Source organism: Gammaproteobacteria bacterium (assembly GCA_035279405.1).
Lineage (GTDB): Bacteria > Pseudomonadota > Gammaproteobacteria > Natronospirales > REEB76 > REEB76.
Genome location: DATEHU010000034.1, coordinates 248,813 through 266,379, shown reverse-complemented (window position 1 = coordinate 266,379; position 17,567 = coordinate 248,813). Strand labels below are relative to the sequence as shown.

General features: G+C 62.4%; 15 protein-coding genes. 6 read left to right on the top strand and 9 right to left on the bottom strand.

Annotated elements, in window-relative coordinates:
* Positions 1–193: 193 nt before the first annotated feature.
* On the bottom strand, positions 194–910 hold the full coding sequence (locus tag VJR90_09110) for a hypothetical protein (GenBank protein ID HKV97633.1): 717 nt from the start codon (positions 908–910) through the stop codon (positions 194–196).
* A gap of 123 nt (positions 911–1,033) precedes the next feature.
* On the opposite strand from VJR90_09110, the gene VJR90_09105 reads away from it, so the two are divergent.
* On the top strand, positions 1,034–1,894 hold the full coding sequence (locus VJR90_09105) for an SAM-dependent methyltransferase (protein ID HKV97632.1): 861 nt from the start codon (positions 1,034–1,036) through the stop codon (positions 1,892–1,894).
* Between the two features lie 160 nt (positions 1,895–2,054).
* Here VJR90_09105 and mtgA read toward each other — a convergent pair whose 3' ends face one another.
* Genes mtgA through murI form a run of 3 tightly spaced genes read right to left on the bottom strand, consistent with a single transcriptional unit; the run spans position 2,055 to position 4,679 of the window.
* A complete protein-coding gene (gene mtgA, locus VJR90_09100) occupies positions 2,055–2,801 on the bottom strand; it encodes a monofunctional biosynthetic peptidoglycan transglycosylase (GenBank protein ID HKV97631.1) in 747 nt (248 codons plus the stop codon).
* On the bottom strand, positions 2,788–3,834 hold the full coding sequence (locus tag VJR90_09095) for a DUF2891 domain-containing protein (GenBank protein ID HKV97630.1): 1,047 nt from the start codon (positions 3,832–3,834) through the stop codon (positions 2,788–2,790). Before VJR90_09095 ends, mtgA begins: the two co-directional genes overlap by 14 nt.
* Positions 3,831–4,679 carry a glutamate racemase gene (gene murI, locus VJR90_09090; GenBank protein HKV97629.1) on the bottom strand — a complete coding sequence of 283 codons (849 nt, stop codon included), beginning with the start codon at positions 4,677–4,679 and terminating at the stop codon, positions 3,831–3,833. The genes VJR90_09095 and murI overlap by 4 nt, the downstream gene beginning before the upstream one ends.
* A 538-nt stretch (positions 4,680–5,217) precedes the next feature.
* Here murI and VJR90_09085 point away from each other — a divergent pair.
* Positions 5,218–5,451, top strand: a complete 234-nt coding sequence (locus VJR90_09085) for a 30S ribosomal protein THX (protein HKV97628.1) — start codon at positions 5,218–5,220, stop codon at positions 5,449–5,451.
* A gap of 49 nt (positions 5,452–5,500) precedes the next feature.
* On the opposite strand, the gene VJR90_09080 is transcribed toward VJR90_09085, so the two are convergent.
* Positions 5,501–6,334, bottom strand: a complete 834-nt coding sequence (locus VJR90_09080) for a ferritin-like domain-containing protein (GenBank protein ID HKV97627.1) — start codon at positions 6,332–6,334, stop codon at positions 5,501–5,503.
* 140 nt (positions 6,335–6,474) lie between these two features.
* Here VJR90_09080 and VJR90_09075 point away from each other — a divergent pair, with 140 nt between their 5' ends.
* The gene (locus VJR90_09075; protein ID HKV97626.1) at positions 6,475–6,930 is read left to right on the top strand and encodes an FKBP-type peptidyl-prolyl cis-trans isomerase; all 456 of its coding nucleotides are present in this window, start codon (positions 6,475–6,477) and stop codon (positions 6,928–6,930) included.
* A gap of 29 nt (positions 6,931–6,959) precedes the next feature.
* Entirely contained in the window at positions 6,960–8,498 is a 1,539-nt protein-coding gene (locus VJR90_09070; GenBank protein HKV97625.1) for a serine hydrolase, read from the top strand.
* A gap of 4 nt (positions 8,499–8,502) precedes the next feature.
* Here VJR90_09070 and VJR90_09065 read toward each other — a convergent pair whose 3' ends face one another.
* Positions 8,503–9,054, bottom strand: a complete 552-nt coding sequence (locus tag VJR90_09065) for a DUF2845 domain-containing protein (GenBank protein ID HKV97624.1) — start codon at positions 9,052–9,054, stop codon at positions 8,503–8,505.
* 88 nt (positions 9,055–9,142) lie between these two features.
* On the opposite strand from VJR90_09065, the gene VJR90_09060 reads away from it, so the two are divergent.
* Positions 9,143–9,595, top strand: a complete 453-nt coding sequence (locus VJR90_09060) for a hypothetical protein (protein ID HKV97623.1) — start codon at positions 9,143–9,145, stop codon at positions 9,593–9,595.
* Positions 9,596–9,708: 113 nt separating this feature from the next.
* Here the strand turns inward: VJR90_09060 and VJR90_09055 are convergent, their stop codons facing one another.
* Positions 9,709–11,481 carry a sulfotransferase gene (locus tag VJR90_09055; protein HKV97622.1) on the bottom strand — a complete coding sequence of 591 codons (1,773 nt, stop codon included), beginning with the start codon at positions 11,479–11,481 and terminating at the stop codon, positions 9,709–9,711.
* A gap of 307 nt (positions 11,482–11,788) precedes the next feature.
* Between VJR90_09055 and VJR90_09050 the strand changes: the two genes are divergently transcribed.
* Complete coding sequence (locus tag VJR90_09050) at positions 11,789–14,812, top strand: TonB-dependent receptor (protein HKV97621.1); 3,024 nt, start codon at positions 11,789–11,791, stop codon at positions 14,810–14,812.
* Between the two features lie 60 nt (positions 14,813–14,872).
* Here VJR90_09050 and VJR90_09045 read toward each other — a convergent pair whose 3' ends face one another.
* A complete protein-coding gene (locus VJR90_09045) occupies positions 14,873–16,495 on the bottom strand; it encodes a sulfotransferase (GenBank protein ID HKV97620.1) in 1,623 nt (540 codons plus the stop codon).
* On the bottom strand, positions 16,492–17,466 hold the full coding sequence (locus VJR90_09040; protein ID HKV97619.1) for an aldo/keto reductase: 975 nt from the start codon (positions 17,464–17,466) through the stop codon (positions 16,492–16,494). The genes VJR90_09045 and VJR90_09040 overlap by 4 nt, the downstream gene beginning before the upstream one ends.
* Positions 17,467–17,567: the final 101 nt, after the last annotated feature.

Sequence of the window (17,567 nt, the reverse complement as noted above, 5' to 3'; positions counted from 1 at the left end):
CTACCTGATCCAGGCGCTCACCGAGTACCGCGACGGCCAGCGCCAGAACATCATCATGGCGCCGCAGGCCAAAACCCTGAACAATGCGCAGATACGCGCGCTCGCGGCTTATATCTCACGCCTGCCCACACCCTTGCACACGCTGCCGCGTCCCGATTTCGGCCATTGACCCCGGGACCGCGCGCGGCGCGGTTCAGTGCGAGTACAAAGCCAACGTCACCGCACCGGTGGTGACCTGCAGGTTGATGCTGCTGGCGCCGTTCAGTTTGTAATTAAGATTCTGTCCTGCGCCGGTCTTGCGCACATCGCCGGCACTCACGCCTTCCACCGTCATGCTGGTCTCGCCAACACCGGCTCCAAGCGCGATAGCGGAATAATTCAGGCTGCGGGCCGTTGCCTGGATTTTGCCGACATTGGCGCTGACTTTTAGCGGGCCGGCGGGAACGTCCAGTTGTACTTTACCGACGTTCATGTTGACGTCCACCCCGCCTGCGATTCCGCTGATATTCAAATCTCCGACATTCACATGCCCGGTGATCGCGGCAGCCGCCGGCAGCGCCACGCTCCAGTGCTCGCTGATATCGCTGCTATCGGTATGGGCCGGATACTGCACCCCTAACGTCAACACACCATTGTCGAGCGAGTGCGTGATGGCCGCATGCTGCAGGGCCGTAACACTCGCACCGTTGGTGAACATGCCGAAGAAACTGCTCGAGGGTTTGAGGCTGAGCGCCACATGCACCTGGCCATCGGTACTGGGCGTGATGCTGACCCGGCCGACGTTCACGTCCAGGTTCAGCCGCGCCACGCCTGCCGCGGACAATACCTGAGCGGGGAGGCTGATCTCCTGTTCCTGTACCGAACAGGCCGCCAATAGCAACAAGGGCAAAAACACAAGTAGACGGCGCATGCGGGTTCTCCGGTAAAGGCACAACGGGGGACAATCATCACCTGCCCGGGTGAGCGCCGCAAGCGCTTTACAAGTACGTGGCCAGCCGACATTCTGAGACGCCTCAAAACCCAGACCGTATATATGAGCGACGCGCCGCTGATTCGTAACGTTTCCGACACCGCCTTGTGGGTGGCGATGTACCGTGCACTGGAGAGCGAGCGTCCGGATGCCCTGTTCCACGACCCTTTTGCGCGCGAGCTTGCAGGCGAGCGCGGCCGCGAGATTCTTGAACGCCTGCCCAAGGCCAAACGCATCGCCTGGCCCATGGTGGTGCGCACGCAGATTCTGGACGAGCTCATCCAGGACAGTGTCGAGCAGGACGGTTTCGACACGGTGTTGAATCTCGCCTGCGGCCTGGACACCCGGCCGCACCGGCTGGCGTTGCCGGCGCGCCTGCGCTGGGTGGAAGCGGACTTGCCGGAAATTATCGAATACAAATCGGCGCAGCTCAAAGACGCACGTGCCTTCTGCCGGCTGGAACGCCACTCCGTGGACCTGACTGATCCGGACCAGCGCCGCGCGTTGTTCGCACGCGTGGGCGCCGCCGCCAACCGTGTGCTGATCGTCACCGAAGGACTGTTGGCGTATCTCAGCGAAGCGCAGGTCAAGACCCTGGCCGCGGATCTGCGCCAGCCTACTTCGTTTCAGCGCTGGCTCACTGACCTCATGTCGCCACGCGCGCTGAAAATGGCGCAGCACCACTTCGCCAGACAGGCGGCGAGCGCCCCGCTGCCGTTTCAGTTCGGACCCAAAAAGCATGTCGAGTTCTTCCGGCCGCTCGGCTGGACGCCGCTCAAGTTTCACTCGTTCTGGGATGAAGGCCGGCGCCTCAAGCGCAGCGTGCGCGGCGCCTGGTTCGCGGCTGTGCTGATGACTCTGATCCCCGGTGCACGCGCTCAAGCACGCAAGATGGGTGGGCTCGTAGCGCTCGAGCGGCAATGAACGTTCAGCAGGTTGTTGAATAACAGCCTGCTGAAGCGCCACAGGGATGTGCCGCAGTGAAAATCAAACACATAGGTGTTTGATTTTCGGAACGAGCCGCGGGCGTGTACCGCGGCGAAGCGAGTTGAAAAAGGCCATGCATGGCGTTTTCAACAAACTGTCAGTGCCGCGGTCGTGCCTCGATGCCGTCCAGATAATCGGCGCCGAGTTCCTGCATCTGATCCAGAATCCACGCCTGGCGCCGCTGCAGATAGGCGGACGGGTCGGTGACGCTGGAGCGATCCGGCGCGGGCAGCGCCGCGGCCAGGAGTGCCGCCTGCGGCGGTGTCAGTTGTGCCGGTGAACTGCCAAACAGGTGCTGCGCGGCCGCACCCACGCCGAATACGTTGCTGTCGAACTGCGCGGTATTGAGATACATCTCCAGAACACGCTGCTTCGGCCACAGCACATCAATGAGCACGGTGAAATAAGCCTCGAGCCCCTTGCGGAAATAATCGCGGCCGGACCACAGATACAGGTTCTTCGCAGTCTGCTGGGTAATGGTGCTGGCGCCGCGGATGCGCCGGCTTACGCGGTTGTGGTGCAACGCCTTTTCGATGGCCTCGAGATCGAAGCCGTGGTTCCAGGGAAAGGTCTGGTCCTCGGAGGCGACCACCGCCAGAGGCATGGCCGGCGCCATGGCCGCGTAGTTCACCCAGTGGTAGTCAATACGCGCCCGCGGCTGACCGTGAGTCTGAAGGTACAGCAAGCGCTGCTGCATGAATGCGGTGGTGGCCGGATTGAGCGCGCCACGGAACGCAACGCCTACCGTGGTTGCGAGCAGCGACAGCCAGACAATCGTCAACAGACGCCAACCCAGGCGCCTCCACCAGCGCGGCGCGGTCCGCGGCGAATCAGCCGTGTTCATGTATTCCGCGCCGCGTCGCCAGGTACACGGCAAAGCTCGGCAACCAATGGCTGCCCGCATAGTGTTCCTCGGAAACCGCCGCAAGGCCGGCGCTCGCGTGCGCATGCGCCGCCGCCCGCAGCGCTGCACGGCGCGGGTCGTCTGCGGACAGCGCCGATCGCACGCCATCCAGCATCCAGGCGCGGCTCAGCGCCAGGCCATCGAGATGTGCGAGCTTGCCGTCCGCACGATCGCGCGACGTCACCGGCTGCAGCCACGATGATTCTCCGCGCACGGGAATTTGCGGCATGAATTTGTCCAGCCAGCCTGCGAACTCGGTCTGCGGCAGTACGCGTCGCATCAGATCGGCCTCCGCCAATGCGGGCGACAGGAAATCGTGACCCGACGGTTCGTACGCCAGCGGCACGTTGCTGTCGGCCGAATAAAAATCACGACTCCGGGTCTTTACCAGCGTGGCGAGTGCCGCATGCTGCGTGCTGCGCGCATAGTCGGATAGCAAGCCGAGCGCGAACGCGGTATTGGCGTGCTCACCGCTGCGAATGGCGTGACTGAGTTTCGGCAGCCACTCCGAGAAACGCGCAACGGCCAGTTCCTCCAGCGGCCGCAATGCCGCGCGCCAGTGCCGCGCCTGCGCGGTGTTCCACTCGTGCAATTCGCCCGCGAGTTGCAGCAGCCACGCCAGACCATAGGGCCGCTCAAATCCCGCACGCAGCGGTGCGCCGAGATAGCGGCATTCCGCGGCAACGCTGGCGCCGTCGAGATGCGCATCCAGCAGCACACACGTGGGCTCGCGGAACTCGCCCTGCGGCATCAGCCGCAGCAGGCGCACCAGCAACCAGTGATTGTGCACGGCCGAGTGCCAATCGTAACTGCCGTAGAACGCCGGATGCAGAGCGCGCGGCGCACGCACGTCGGCATCATCGTTCAACAGGTGCTGGAGGTGATTGGGATATTCGCGCGCGGCGCTTGCCAGCGCGATACGCGCGAAGCGTTCCGCGCTGGGTACATCAAGGGCGGTGGGCACTGGTGTCACAAATCCACCTGCTCTACATCGGCAAGCGCGATGTTGGCGCCCAGAAAACGGCTGCCCACGCGCGCAAAGCGCGCTGCGTCATCCGTAGCCAGGAAGCTGTGTGCGCCGCGCGAACCCGGGGCGTGCACCAGTTGCTGATGTGCCAGCGTATCCGCAATCGCCTGCGCCACGGTCTCACCGGAATCCACCAACGCCACGTCCGCACCCGCAACCTGCAGGATGGTTTCCCGGAGCAGCGGGAAATGCGTGCAGCCCAGCACCAGACAATCCAGGTCGTCGCGTGTCTTCTCAACGAGCAGCGGCTGCAGATATTCGCGCGCCACCGCTTCCACCAGTGGTCCCCGGGTCCAGCCTTCCTCAACGAGCGCCACGAACAGCGAACAGGCCTGCGAATACACGCATGCATCGGCGCGGCGCGCGCGGATTGCGCGCTCATACGCGCCGCCGCGCACCGTGCTTTCGGTGGCAAGCACCGCGATGTGACCGCTGCGCGAAGCGCGCACCGCGGCTTCGGCGCCCGCTTCAACCACACCGATGACCGGCAGCGGCGCAAATTCCGCCGCGAGTGCCGGCATCGCGACCGCCGAGGCGGTGTTGCAGGCCACCACCAGCATCTTTATGCCGCGCTCCACCAGATGGGCGGTCGCCTGCAGCGCGTAGCGCGTCACCGATGCGGCGCTCTTGGTGCCGTAAGGCAGACGTGCGGTGTCGCCGAGATACAAGAGCGGCTCGGCCGGCAGGCTCGCAGCGATTGCACGCAACACCGTCAGGCCGCCGACACCGGAGTCGAAGATGCCGATGGGCAACTGCGCGCGCTCGCGTGCCGGGGACAGTGTGCGGTTCATGCGGAAGGATTCTGGGGCTGACAAAGTCATCATCCCACAGCGGTGCTGCGGACCCAAATACCGGCACTGGACCTGGCACCACGGAACCGGTTTGGCATCTGATTTGCTTGGCTATCAATGGGGAGACGCGGGACAGGCGCGCGCCGGCCGAACCTCCGCGGCCGGCAGCGCCCTGTATTGACGGGCTGCAGGATGCAACCCGTTTCCCGATACTTGATGCGTGGATAGGCATCTGCGCGGCTCCACAGGACGTGGAGGCGGACTTGCCATGCGGCGGGACGCTGCGATGGCAAGTCCTTTTTTTTGCCCGGCGTCGGCATTTGGCTGACAAGACTTGTCAGTATTTGCCAAGCCCGTCAGCCACTGCCCCAGCCGGTCAGCCAAACACAGTGCGTCGAGAAGCCGCCCGCTCCGGCTGCAAGCGCCTGTTGTCATTGCATTGCGGCGCGCCGCGCACTCAAAGCAGCACGGCCCTCGGTCTGCTGCAATTGCCGATCTACCGGCAATTCACTGGCGCGTGCGTCAGCACGAATAACGCATGACGTTCGAGCCCTGCCGCATTGCGAATCGCTATAATGCCGTTGCAGCGATGGCGCACGCTGCGCAGATTCCAAACCTTAGAAAAGGAAAGCACATGGGCAAGGGCGACAAGAAATCCGCACGCGGCAAAATCTGGCGCGGCAGTTACGGCAACACGCGGCCGCACCATGTCGCGCGCGCAAAATCCGCCTCCGCGGGCGGGCGCGATATCAGGAAAAGCCGGAAAAAATAACTCAAACCTGCGCGAGTCGGCCCTGGCCGCCGAGCCCGGTTGCACGACTCTACATCACTACGTGGCGCGCCACTCCGGTCAGTAGCGGCAGCGCGAGGTGCTGGAGTCGCGGGCTCAGCTCCAGCGGCTTGATCAGCATCTTGACGCTCATCTCGTGCGGGAAATACCGGCCAGCGGTCCGCCGGCAGCGCCGCAGCAGATCCCGGTACACACGTTTGTTGAATGGTTGGTCCGGGTGGCTAGCGCGGTACACGTGCTTCATCGCAATCAGGCCGTCCTCACCGTCTATCATTCTCAGGCGATGCCAGAGCGCACGCAGCGTGCGCCCACGACCGGCGCCTTCGCGTGCGCGGTAGATGCGGAAATAATGATAGAAGTGCTTGTAATGACGCACCTCGTCTTCGCGGATATGGTCGGTCAGCGCACTCAGCACCGGATCGCGACTCAAGCGGCTCAAGGCGGTGTAATACGTGGCGGTGCCCATTTCCACCACGCAACGCGCCGCCATCTCCATGCTCCGGGTGGGCTCGAGCAGATCCACCTTGCAGCAGCATGAATATTCCTCGAAAAAATCACGGTAAGCACTTTCCCAGTCAAACTCCGGCCACACAGTCTGCACATAGCGCTTGAGTGCCTGCCCGTGCTGCAGCTCCTCGTGCTCCCAGTGGTTTTGCAACCAGCCGGTCACCTCGGGATCGTCGGCGAAATACTCGATGAGGTTGCGGGTATACAGATCGGTGGTGATTTCGATGAACGAGGCGCTGGTCACCAGGTAGAACAGTTCTTCGTGCCGGGCGACCGCCTCGTGCCGCACCGCGTGCCAGGGAATGTCCCCCAGCGTCCAGCGTTGCTGGGATGCGTAAGCTGCGCTCGCGGCCGGCATGTGCGCCCTCGTGACCTTGGGGGGATTGACCGCATTCTACGCCAATTGCGCCCGGGTTCCGGGCCGGCGAGTTCGCGCGCGGTGACACACGCCCGAGTCCGCGCTGGAGTAAGATGCTGAAATTTTGAGGGAGAGTCTCCGTGCTTCCCATCCGCCGTCTCGCCGCTGGTGCGCTGGTCGCTGCGTTGTCGTTGCTGGCCGGTTGCCAAACCAATCCCTACTTGCCGCCAGCGGATGTGGCTGCACCGCCGAGCACGGCCACGGTGCTGCCCGACGGACTCGCTTATGCGGTGTTGAGTTCCGGCACCGGCAGCACACACCCTACGCTGGATTCGGTGATTACCGTGAATTACATCGGCTGGACCACGGACGGCCGCAAGTTCGACAGCACCATCAACGTCGACGGCAGCCGCTCGCCGGCGACTTTCCCGCTCAACAAGCTGATCCAGGGCTGGCAGGAGGTGCTGCCGCTGATGGTGGCGGGCGAGCGCGTGCGCGTGTGGATCCCGGGCAAGTTGGCGTATGACAACCGCAATCGCCCCGGCGCCCCCAAGGGCATGCTGGTGTTCGATATCGAGCTGCTGAGCTTCAAGTAGATATTCCCGAATTTTCCGGAGCTGCCCGCATGCGCAAGCTGAGCCTGCTGCTTTTTGCCTTGTGTTTCGCAGCCGTGCGTGCCGCAGCGCAACCCGCGCCCGCGCCGCTTGCCGACCTGGACGCCTACGTGCAGAAAGTCATGCAGGACTGGCAGGTGCCGGGTCTGGCCCTTGCCGTGGTCAAGGACGGCAAGGTGGTGCTGGCGCGCGGTTACGGGGTGCGCGAACTGGGCCAGCCCGGGAAAGTGGACGCCAACACGCTGTTCACGATCGCTTCCAACAGCAAGGCGTTCACGTCCGCGGCCCTGGGCACGCTGGTGGCCACGGACAAGCTGCACTGGGACGATCCGGTCACGCAATATTTGCCGCGCTTTGAACTCAATGACCCCTGGGTCACGCGCCAGATCACGGTGCGTGACCTGCTCACGCATCGCAGCGGATATTGCGACCCGATCTTCATGTGGTTCACTACCGGGTTCAATCGCGACCAGATCATCCAGCATCTGCGCTACGCCAAGCCGGCCTACGGCTTCCGCGCACGCTTTTGCTACAACAACGCGATGTACTTGGTGGCGAGCCAGGTCATCCCGGCCATCACTGGCCAAAGTTGGGAAGACTACGTACGTGCGCACCTGTTCACGCCTCTGGGCATGAACCACACCGACACCTCGATCGAAGCCATGAATGCCGATGTGGATGCTGCGGCGCCGCACGCGCTGGTAGACGGCAAGGTTTCCGTGATCCGCCGCTATGACACGGATGCCATGGCGCCCATCGGCGGCATCAATTCCAGCGTCAACGACATAAGCCATTGGCTGCTCATGTTGCTGAACAACGGGAGCTACGACGGCAAAAGCGTGCTCAGCCCGGATGTCATCGCGCAGATGGAGACGTCGCAAATGCTGATCCCGGTAACCAGCGGCATCGGTTCCTGGCTGCACGTCATGAGCCCCGCGAGCCAGTTCCTGAACTACGGTCTGGGGTTCGTGGTGGAGGACTATGACGGCCGCAAGCTGGTGATGCACGACGGCGACATCGACGGCATGGCGTCGGCGCTCGGCATGCTGCCCAGCGAGCATCTGGGCGTGGTGGTGCTTACCAACATGGATCATGACGACGCGCGTAACGCCCTGCTCTACCACATCTTCGATGCCTATCTGGGCCTGCCCTCACGCGACGTGGAGGGTGCGCTGCTCAAGGCGGCGCATGCGCAGGATGCCAAGGACCACGCCGAACAAGCCAAGCTCGCGGCTGCGCACGTGCCCGGCCCCGCGCCCTTGCCCTTGGAGGCTTACGTGGGAACCTACAGCAGTGATCTGGATGGCACTGTAAAGATCACGCTGGTGGATGGCCGCCTGAATCTACAGGTCGGGAACCCGAACCTGGACGGCTACCTGGTGCATTGGAATCACAACACCTTCCGCGTGAACATGCCCTACCGTTTCTACAACGAAGCCTTCGATCAGTACGTGACCTTTGATCTCGACGCGCGCGGCCAACCCATGGCGCTGCGTTTCTACGATCTGCCGGCGCGCTTCGAGCGCAACGTGCCCGCCACCGCACAGTGATGCGTCAATGCCGCCCGCCGCGGGAGGCGGTGGTCACGTTCTCTATCTGAGCGTCCACCAGCGTGACTTTCTGCACCAGGTACTGGGCGCCGAAATCGTAACTCCAGATTTCCGTGCGCGGCGCGTGCACACCGCGATTGCGCGTGCCGCCCGCCGCATGCGCGACGAGTAGCCGTTTGTTTTTTGGCTGGCCGCAGCGCGTCACAAGCTCGTATACACTCATGCCCGGACGCAGGTCCGCCGGCGTACAGCGTCTGGCCGCGGTCTTGAAACCATAACCACCGGTGTCAATGGCGCTCAACTTGCCGGCGCGGAAGAGCAGCACCCGCAACAGTCCGCCGGACCCCGGGTTGTAATACCAGCGTACGTCGCCGGCGCGTGCACCCGCACGCTTGGTGTCCGGGTAAACGAAATCCGGCTGGCCGCACTTGCGTAGCACGACCGGGGCGGTATCGCCCGGCGCGACAATTCCATGCCGGCACTGCCACGCCACGGCGGGTGAGGCGTAGATCGCCAGCAACACGCTGCCCACCCAAACAATCCGTTTTATGTTCATACCGAGTCCCTCCGGTTGATGTCCGCCGATGTTGTCGGCATGCAGTAAAATACGCCCATCCCCGATGCCACGTCATCAAGAGGCCACCGTGAAACTTACATGCACGCTGCTGATTACCTGCATGTTGCTGACCGTTGCAGGCTGCACCTGGGTCTCCCAGAACCCGCAGGTAAAACAGGAAGGCATTATGGTCCTGCCGCAGGATCGCGTGGCGCATTGCCGCCTGTTGAGCAAGACGCAGGTTTCCATTGCCGATTCGATTGGCCCGGTGAAACGCGTGCCATCCGACGTGGAACGGGACTTGCAGAACCTCGCCATGAATCAGGCGGTCATCCAGGCCGGCGATACGGTCTCGGCACTGGACGCCATGAACAACGGCAACCAGACATTCGGGATATACAAATGTCTCGGCGCTCCAGCCAACCCGGCCACCGCGCCCGCCAGTCCGCCGCCCGCCGCGAGCTCTTCCGTCCGCACCACGCCGTATGTGGCACCGGGCGCGGGTTCCAGCTCTCCTGCCGCCACGGCCTATAGTCGCTGACTGCAACGCAGAGTTCTTCTTCCGCCGATATTTAGCTCACACTCGACGCACAAGCAGGCTCAAGCCGACAGCGCCTAGTCGTAGAGTGTTGCGGAAAGTCCGGCTGATCCAATTCAATCGCCCGCGAGCGCCTGCTTGAGCGGGTCCAGGTATTTCTCATAGTGCCGCCAGCGTCCCACGGAGCTGGCATAAATCGGCCGGCGCACCTGCGCGAGACTTGCGGTGCGCACCGTACGCCGGTGTTCGTGAAAACGCAGGCAGGCATCGTTCCAATCCAGGCCGCAGAATGCCACCAGCCGCCGCGCCTCGCGTTCCAGGTCATTGACTACCTCCTCGTAGCGCACTTCCAGCATCCGCCCCGGCGGCAGCACCCGCTGCCAATGACGCATCAATTCCTGGTATAGCCGGTAAAAACGCCCCAACTCGCGCAGCTCATAGCTGAAATCGTGTCCAGTGGTGAAATGTTTGGTGAAACAGGAAACACAGGTGTCCAGCGGTTCACGTACGCAGTGAATGATGTGCGCGCGGGGAAATGCCAGGTGCATCAGACCAACCAAAGCCATGTTGCCCGGCAACTTGTCAGTGACGCGCCGCGCATCCGGCGCCAATTCCTTCAGCGCCGCGTTGTAGCGGTCGCCGATGCGCGTGAGGGCTGCGCTTTCCAGTTGTGCAAGCCGCCGGGGCATTTCTGCCTCGTTGGTCAAGGGCTCCATCTCCAGACTGGCGCAGCGTTGCAACAGGCGCATTTCGCCGGCGCCATGCACCTGCGGATGACTCGCCAGAATCTGCTCCACCAGCGTGGTGCCGGAGCGCGACATGCCGACGATGAAGATCGGCGATGAGTCTGCGGTTCCCACGCCGCTGCGCGCGGCCATGAAACCGGCATCGAAGTAACGCATGCAGTCGCGATAAAACTCCGCCTGGCGCGCCTCGTCGTAATTCGAGCGCGCGCGATGCAGGCGGTTACCGCTCAGGAAGTGTTCAAAGGCAAGGTCATAGTCGCGGTCGTCTTCACGGATCTTGCCGAGCGCAAAATGCAGAAGTACCTGTTCGTCCACCGGTCGCTCCGTCAGTTTTTGCTCCATGGACATGAGCGGTGGCCACAGCGGATCCGTGGGTAGAAACCGGACCAGGCTGGTGAGGTTGTAAATAGCGCCCACATGATCCGGCTTGAGCCGCAAGGCTTCGCGGTACTCGGCTTCCGCAGGCTGTAAATCTCCCATATCACCGAGTGTAATACCCAGGCTGTTGTGGGCCTCGACTGAATCCGCCTGCAAAGCCAGGGCGGCTACAAAACAGCCGCGCGCTTCGACGTGCGCATCCACGCCGTGGAAAGCCAGACCCACACGCTGCAATTGCTGACTGTCATGCTCAGCAAGCGCGCGTGCCTGCCGATAACAGTCCAGCGCCTGCTTGTATTGCGCGCGCACGGCCAACACTGCTCCGCGACCCAGCCACGCATCGAGATTGCGCGGCGCCAGTTGCAACGCGCGGTCATAAAGCATCAAGGCTTCGGCCGACCTTCCCTGTGCTTCGCAGGTTTTTGCCAACCCGATTACGGCTTCGACATAGTCCGGCTTGAGGTTCAGCGCCTCCCGGTAACGGCGTTCGGCTTCGGCATGCCGGCCGAGCGCTTGCAGAACGCCCGCAAGATTGTTGCGGTAGAGAGGGCTCCCGGGTCCGAGCTCGATGGCACGCTCAAGCAGTTCGAGCGCCGCGTCATCATGACCGGTCTGATGCGCCAGCAATCCCAGGAAATGAGTCGCATCGGCATGCGCCGGGTTTTCGCGCAATACCCGGCGATAGCGCGCTTCGGCACCGGTGAAGTCGCCGCGCTGGTGAGCGGCGACCGCCTCCTGCATCAGCACTTGCTGATCAGATGGCATGGCTCAGCCACCCAGACCGGGGACGGGGGCGCGCGCTCCAGGATTGGTCGAGCCCGTGGTGGAAATGCCGTTTTCATCAGAGACTTGCCATCATATCCCCATGTTTATCTTGAGCCCGGTCGCGTTGCTGATCCGCAACACCCAGGGTCGAAATCTTACGCTATGATTACAGACAACCTGAAATATATGATTTTGCAAGGCCCATAATTCGTTGCATTGGTGTAACTTATCAGCAACAAACCGGCATGCACCCTGCAGCCGACCCCTGATTGCGTCGTCACATCCTACTCTCACGGAGTAAACAGCAATGTCGAACAGCAACTTACTCAAACAAGCCGTGCAGGCCGCACTCGCGTGCGGCGTAGCGACTTCCCTGATTGCCGGTCCCGCTGCACTCGCGCAGGACCAGAATCAGAACCAGAACACCAACGCCGCTACCGCTCAGCTCGGCAAGGTGGAAGTCACCGGCACGCGCATCAAGCGCACCAGCATCGAACAGGCGCAACCCATCGTGGTCATTACGCAGCAGCAGATCAAGGCCACGGGCTTGAGCACCATTGGCGACATTCTGCAGCGCCTGACATCCACTGGCGGCGCGCTCAACACCCTGGCCAATGACGGCGGCAATTTCACCTACACCGGCGGCGGCCAGACCAATGTGGACTTGCGCAATTTGGGCGCGAGCCGCGTGCTGGTGCTGGTGAACGGCAAACGTTGGGTCACGGGTCTGGACGGCACGGTGGATCTCAACACCATCCCCACCGCCGTCATCGATCACATCGAAATACTGCAGGACGGCGCGTCCGCGGTGTACGGCTCCGACGCCATTTCCGGCGTGGTCAACATCATCACCATCCGCAACTTCACCGGCACCGAAGCTAACGCCTACATGGGCGTGTATGACGGCCACGGCGCTGGCGGCGGCTGGGACGGCAAGACCCAGAGCTACGATTTCACCTCCGGCACCGGTAACGACCACAGCAATCTGGTGTTCAGCGTGTCGTATATGAACCAGAACGGCATCTCGGCGGCCAACCGCACGATTTCCAAGGAACCGACCATGGGTACCGGGCAGACCCGCGGCAGTTCCGCGACGCCTCAGGGCCGGTTCGTGTTCGTACCCCCGACCAACAGCGTTCCTACTGATCCAAACAATGGACCGGCGGCCTCAACCGGGCTGACCTCGACTCAGTGCCCCACCACCAATTTCGGTACGGCTGCGGCTCCCAACTACGAGCCGTTTTGCGATCTCACGCTGATTCCTGGCCAACCGGGCACGGCGCCTAATCAGTTTGCGCCGTTCCAGCAGGTAGACCGCTTCAACTACGCGCCCTACAACTACGTGCTCACGCCGCAGGAGCGTTACAGCGGCTACGTGGCCGGGCACACCGATCTGATGGACAACCTGACGTTCAGCGCCGACATGCTGTACAGCAAGCGCAATTCGAGGCAGCAGGCGGCACCCACACCGCTGTTCTTCGCTTCCACCAGCATCGTGACGGACGTTCCTGCCAATCAGCAATACAACCCCTTCGGATTTGATTTGAACACCAATGTTGCACCCGGACCCGGTTATCTCGGATTGCTGGGTCGCCGCATGGTGGAAGGCGGCCCGCGCATCTACACCGAGAATGAAAACACCTTCCGTTTCAGCGGCGGTTTCAGCGGCTTTTTCAACGCCGGCGGCTCGGAATGGGATTGGGATGCGGGCTATATCTTCTCCAATGACTCCGAGCTGGACACCAACTACGGTTCGTTCAACGTGCAGAATCTGCGCACTGCGATGGGCGACCCAGCCACCTGTGCGGCCACCACCAGTTGCATACCAATCAACTTTTTCGGCGGCCAGACTTCGCCGATCACCTCGCAACAGTTGGCCTACAGCGCTTATACCCAGCAAAACCAGTTCCAGAATAACCAGCGCATCTACAATGCCGATATCAGCAACAGCGATCTGGCCAATTTGCCGGCCGGTCCGCTGGGTTTTGCCGCCGGCTATCAATACCTGGAACACGATGGGTATTTCATCCCCGATTCCGTGGCGCAGAACGGCTATGACAGCTTCAACCCGAAAGTGGCCGTGCCGCCGACTTCCGGCCGTATCCGGGAAAATTCGGTGTATGCGGAATTCGACATACCGCTGCTCGCCAATATCCCGGCAGTCAAACTGCTCGATCTGGACGTGGCCTCGCGGCATACCAACTACACCACCTTCGGCGGCAACACCACCAGCCGTGCCGGTCTCAAATGGCAGGTAAATGACACCTTGCTGTTCCGCGGTACCTGGTCGCAAGGGTTCCGCGCGCCCACCATTGACGACCTGTTTGCCGGCCCGACGCTGTTGTCCTCGACCGTCAACGATCCCTGCAGCAACTACACCACCAGCGGCGTTTCCGCCGTGGTGCAAACGCGTTGTGCCAACGGCATCGGCGGGGTTTCGCCGGTTTCGCCGGCTTACGCCCAGACGAACGTCCAGATCAACACGTTGGAAAGCGGCAACCCGAACCTGAAGCCGGAAACCTCGATCTCGCGCACGGTGGGTTTCGTGTACAGCCCGGATTGGGCCGCCGGCCTGAATTTCAATCTGGATTACTACAAGATCGACGTGAACAACACCATCCAGCCGATCAGCGGTCAGGCCATCATGGACGGCTGCTATGTCTCGGGTAACCTGGCTGACTGTTCCCGCATTGTCCGCGGCGGCATCGGCGCTATCAAGGTATTGAATGACGCCGTCGCCAATGCGGGAGTCACCCGCACCGATGGATTCGATCTGGGCGCCAGCTACGACTTCCAGGCGGGCGCGGTCGGCGAGTTCCGGGCTTCCGTGGACGCCACGTACATCCGCGGCTTCGAACTGATCGAGCCGAATCCGACCGGTCCCGCTTTGGTCACTCAGCTGGCGGGTGTGGAACGCGGCGGTACGGTATTTCCGTTCGGGGTGCCCCACTGGAAGGCGCGGACCTCGCTGCAGTGGACTCTGGGCAATTGGCGTGCGGAATGGGACATGCGCTACATCAGTGCGCTGACCGAGTCGTGCTCCGATTCCTTTGACAATACGCCCTTGAGCTTCACCAACTTGGGACTGTGCTCCAATCCCAATAAAACCAACAACAGCCTGTCCACCAACCACCTGGGACAGACCATCTATCACGATGCGCAGGTGAGCTACAACTTCGATCCCGCAAAGCTGATCTTCACCGTCGGCATCCGAAATCTGTTCAACAAGGAACCGCCGTCCTCGACACGGCAACAGTTGAACAGCTTCGACCCGACCTTGTACGACGTGCCTGGGCGCTTCTTCTACGCGCGCATCGGGTTCCGGTACTGAGATCGGCTCGCGTCCGTAACCCATCCCGCGGTCCGCAAGGGCCGCGGGATTTTTTTGCCCTCAGCTGTAGCCGAAAAAATCCAAGAAGGGTTGCAGTTGCGGCAACACCGGCTCGAGAAATTTCCGGTAATGCCGCCAGCGCGCGCGCGCCGAGGCGTACACCGGCTGCACCACCTGATGATAACTGGGCGTGTTGATACGCCTTTTTTTCGCGGTTTCCTGAAACCGCAACATCGCCGGATCCCAGTCAAGCCCGAGGAACGTACACAGACCCCGGGCGGCGCCTTCCAGATCATCCACCAGGGATTCGTAGCGTATCAGGTGCACCTGGCCGCCAAGCCGTTCACGGCAGCGGATGCCGATCTGCATGACCCCGGCGTACAGCTCCGCGGTTCCCGCGAGCGTGAGGAAATTGCGCATGGCTTCGTTCAGCCCGAAGGCGCGCATGTAGCAGGAGAGCACCACGTCGCGGGGATCGCGCACGGCAAACACGAACCGGGCCGCCGGAAACAGCCGCGTGATCAGCGGCATGAACAGCGTGTTGAGCGGCAGTTTGTCGACGAAGATTTTTTTTGGATCGCGCCGCGGCAGAGCTTCCGCTACCCGCGTCCAGTACCTGCGCCGATAAGCTTCGAGCGCCGCGGAATCCATGCTCGCAAGCTGCTCCAATCCCGCGTCGCGAGTGACAAAATCCCGCAACAAATCCTGCAGATTCTCCTTTTCCTCCAGCACTACGAGCTGCGGATGTGAGGACAGAATCTGGTCTAGGAGCGTGGTCCCGGAGCGCGGGAAACCCACTAGGAATGCCGGAATTTCGCCGGTCGGCGTCGAGCCGCTAGCGGAGCCCGCGACCAGATTGTCCAAATGCCGCGCAACCCGCTCGACAGTGGCCAGGGTGTACACGCCCGGACCGGGCGCCGCATCCCCGGCGTTCAGCGCCTGCTTTGATTCCTGGGCTGAGGCGAAGGCACGCTCATAGTTGCCGCGTTGCTCATGGATGGCGCTCAGACGCGCAAATGCCAGCGAGCGGTTGCGCGGCCGCAGCGGTCCGCGCACCAAGGTTTCGAGCCGCGCGGCTGCCGCGTCCAAATCGCCATTGCGAAAATCCAGTTGCGCGCGTGTGAGATTGGCCACCGGATCGGAGGCATCCAGCGCCAGCGCGCGCCCAACCAGGCGCGCCGCATCGTCCAGGCGATTGGCGCTTTCGGCGAGTGACGCAAGGCTCGCGGCTGCACTCGCGAGCTGCGGGTTCAGCGCCAGCGCACGCTGATAGGCGCGCTCGGCCTGATCGTGCTCCCCGAGGTTCTCATAGGCCGCGCCCATGTTGAGGAAACTCTCGACCTGCTGGGGGTGCAATTCGATGGCCTTGAGATAGGCGTGCACGGCCGGTGCCCACGCGCTCTGATCCGAATACACGTTGCCGAGATCGTGCATGACCTGCGCGTCGCGTGGCTCGGGTCCGGCCGCACGCTCCAAGGCGTCGGCGGCCTCAGCCAGTTGGCCTTGCTGCCAGCGGCACAGCCCCAGCAAATGCCAGGCCTGCGTGAACTCCGCATGCAGACCCAGAACCTGCTGGCAGTCTTGCACCGCGGTGGCAATATCGGCGCGATTGTAGGCTTCCGCCGCCTCGCGCATGCGGCGATGGATTTCCGCAACTTGGGATTGCGAAAGCGCCGGACTCATGCGCTGGCAGCCGCTTCGATGCGCGCTACGACATCGGGCAGGAGTCTGGACGCCTGCGCGAGTGCGCCCAGATTCTCCCGCAACTGTTCCAGGCGCGAGGCTCCCAGGATCACGGTACTGACATTGGGGTTCTTCAGGCACCAGGCAATCGCCAGCTGGCTCGCACTCATGCCAAGCTCGCGGGCGGTGACCGCCAGTTTTTCGACCGCGCGCAGACGGCGGCGTCCTTCGTCATTCTGATATTTGTCGCGCAACCATTCGTAACCCGGCAGGTTCAGGCGCGATTCCCTGGGAATGCCGTTGGCGTACTTGCCGGTCAGTACGCCCGAGGCCAGAGGCGACCAGATGGTAGTGCCCATGCCGTAATCCCGGTAGAGCGGCGCGTATTCCTGTTCCACCCTTTCGCGATGAAACAGGTTGTATTGCGGCTGCTCCATGCTGGGCGGCGTCCAGTTGCGCTCGCGCGCAATCTGGTGTGCCGCGACGATGGTCTCGGCCGGCCATTCGGAGGTGCCCCAGTACAACACCTTGCCCTGCTGGATCAGGTCGTGCATGGCATGCACGGTTTCCTCGACCGGCGTTTCCGGATCCGGGCGGTGGCAGAAGTACAGATCCAGGTAATCCACTTGCAGGCGCGCGAGTGCCTGGTGGCAAGCCTCGGTCACGTGTTTGCGCGACAGGCCCTGCTGCGTCGGGCGCGGCCGGTCACGACAGCCGAAGAATACCTTGCTGGAGACACAATAAGAATCGCGCTCGAAACCGAGGTTCTTCAGGGCCCGGCCCATGATGAGTTCGGAATGGCCGTTGGCGTAGGTTTCGGCGTTATCGAAGAAGTTTACGCCCGCATCGTAGGCGAGCTTCAGGCACTGCTCGGCAAGCCTGAGATCCACCTGGTTCTTGAACGTTACCCAGGAACCAAAGGACAAGGCACTCAGCTTGAGGCCGGATTTTCCAAGCCGCCGGTATTCCATGAGCAAGTCTCCGCAACAAAGGCTGGATATCTTACCGCCTGCAATCCACCCATAAAAAAACGGGGCGGTCGCCCGCCCCGTTTCAGTCTTCCAAACGGCCT

Bases quoted from the DNA above. Each gene is read 5' to 3' on its own strand.
- VJR90_09110 (HKV97633.1), bottom strand. From the start codon at position 910: ATGCGCCGTCTACTTGTGTTTTTGCCCTTGTTGCTATTGGCGGCCTGT.
- VJR90_09105 (HKV97632.1), top strand. From the start codon at position 1,034: ATGAGCGACGCGCCGCTGATTCGTAACGTTTCCGACACCGCCTTGTGG.
- mtgA (HKV97631.1), bottom strand. From the start codon at position 2,801: ATGAACACGGCTGATTCGCCGCGGACCGCGCCGCGCTGGTGGAGGCGC.
- murI (HKV97629.1), bottom strand. From the start codon at position 4,679: ATGAACCGCACACTGTCCCCGGCACGCGAGCGCGCGCAGTTGCCCATC.
- VJR90_09085 (HKV97628.1), top strand. From the start codon at position 5,218: ATGACGTTCGAGCCCTGCCGCATTGCGAATCGCTATAATGCCGTTGCA.
- VJR90_09080 (HKV97627.1), bottom strand. From the start codon at position 6,334: ATGCCGGCCGCGAGCGCAGCTTACGCATCCCAGCAACGCTGGACGCTG.
- VJR90_09070 (HKV97625.1), top strand. From the start codon at position 6,960: ATGCGCAAGCTGAGCCTGCTGCTTTTTGCCTTGTGTTTCGCAGCCGTG.
- VJR90_09065 (HKV97624.1), bottom strand. From the start codon at position 9,054: ATGAACATAAAACGGATTGTTTGGGTGGGCAGCGTGTTGCTGGCGATC.
- VJR90_09055 (HKV97622.1), bottom strand. From the start codon at position 11,481: ATGCCATCTGATCAGCAAGTGCTGATGCAGGAGGCGGTCGCCGCTCAC.
- VJR90_09050 (HKV97621.1), top strand. From the start codon at position 11,789: ATGTCGAACAGCAACTTACTCAAACAAGCCGTGCAGGCCGCACTCGCG.
- VJR90_09045 (HKV97620.1), bottom strand. From the start codon at position 16,495: ATGAGTCCGGCGCTTTCGCAATCCCAAGTTGCGGAAATCCATCGCCGC.
- VJR90_09040 (HKV97619.1), bottom strand. From the start codon at position 17,466: ATGGAATACCGGCGGCTTGGAAAATCCGGCCTCAAGCTGAGTGCCTTG.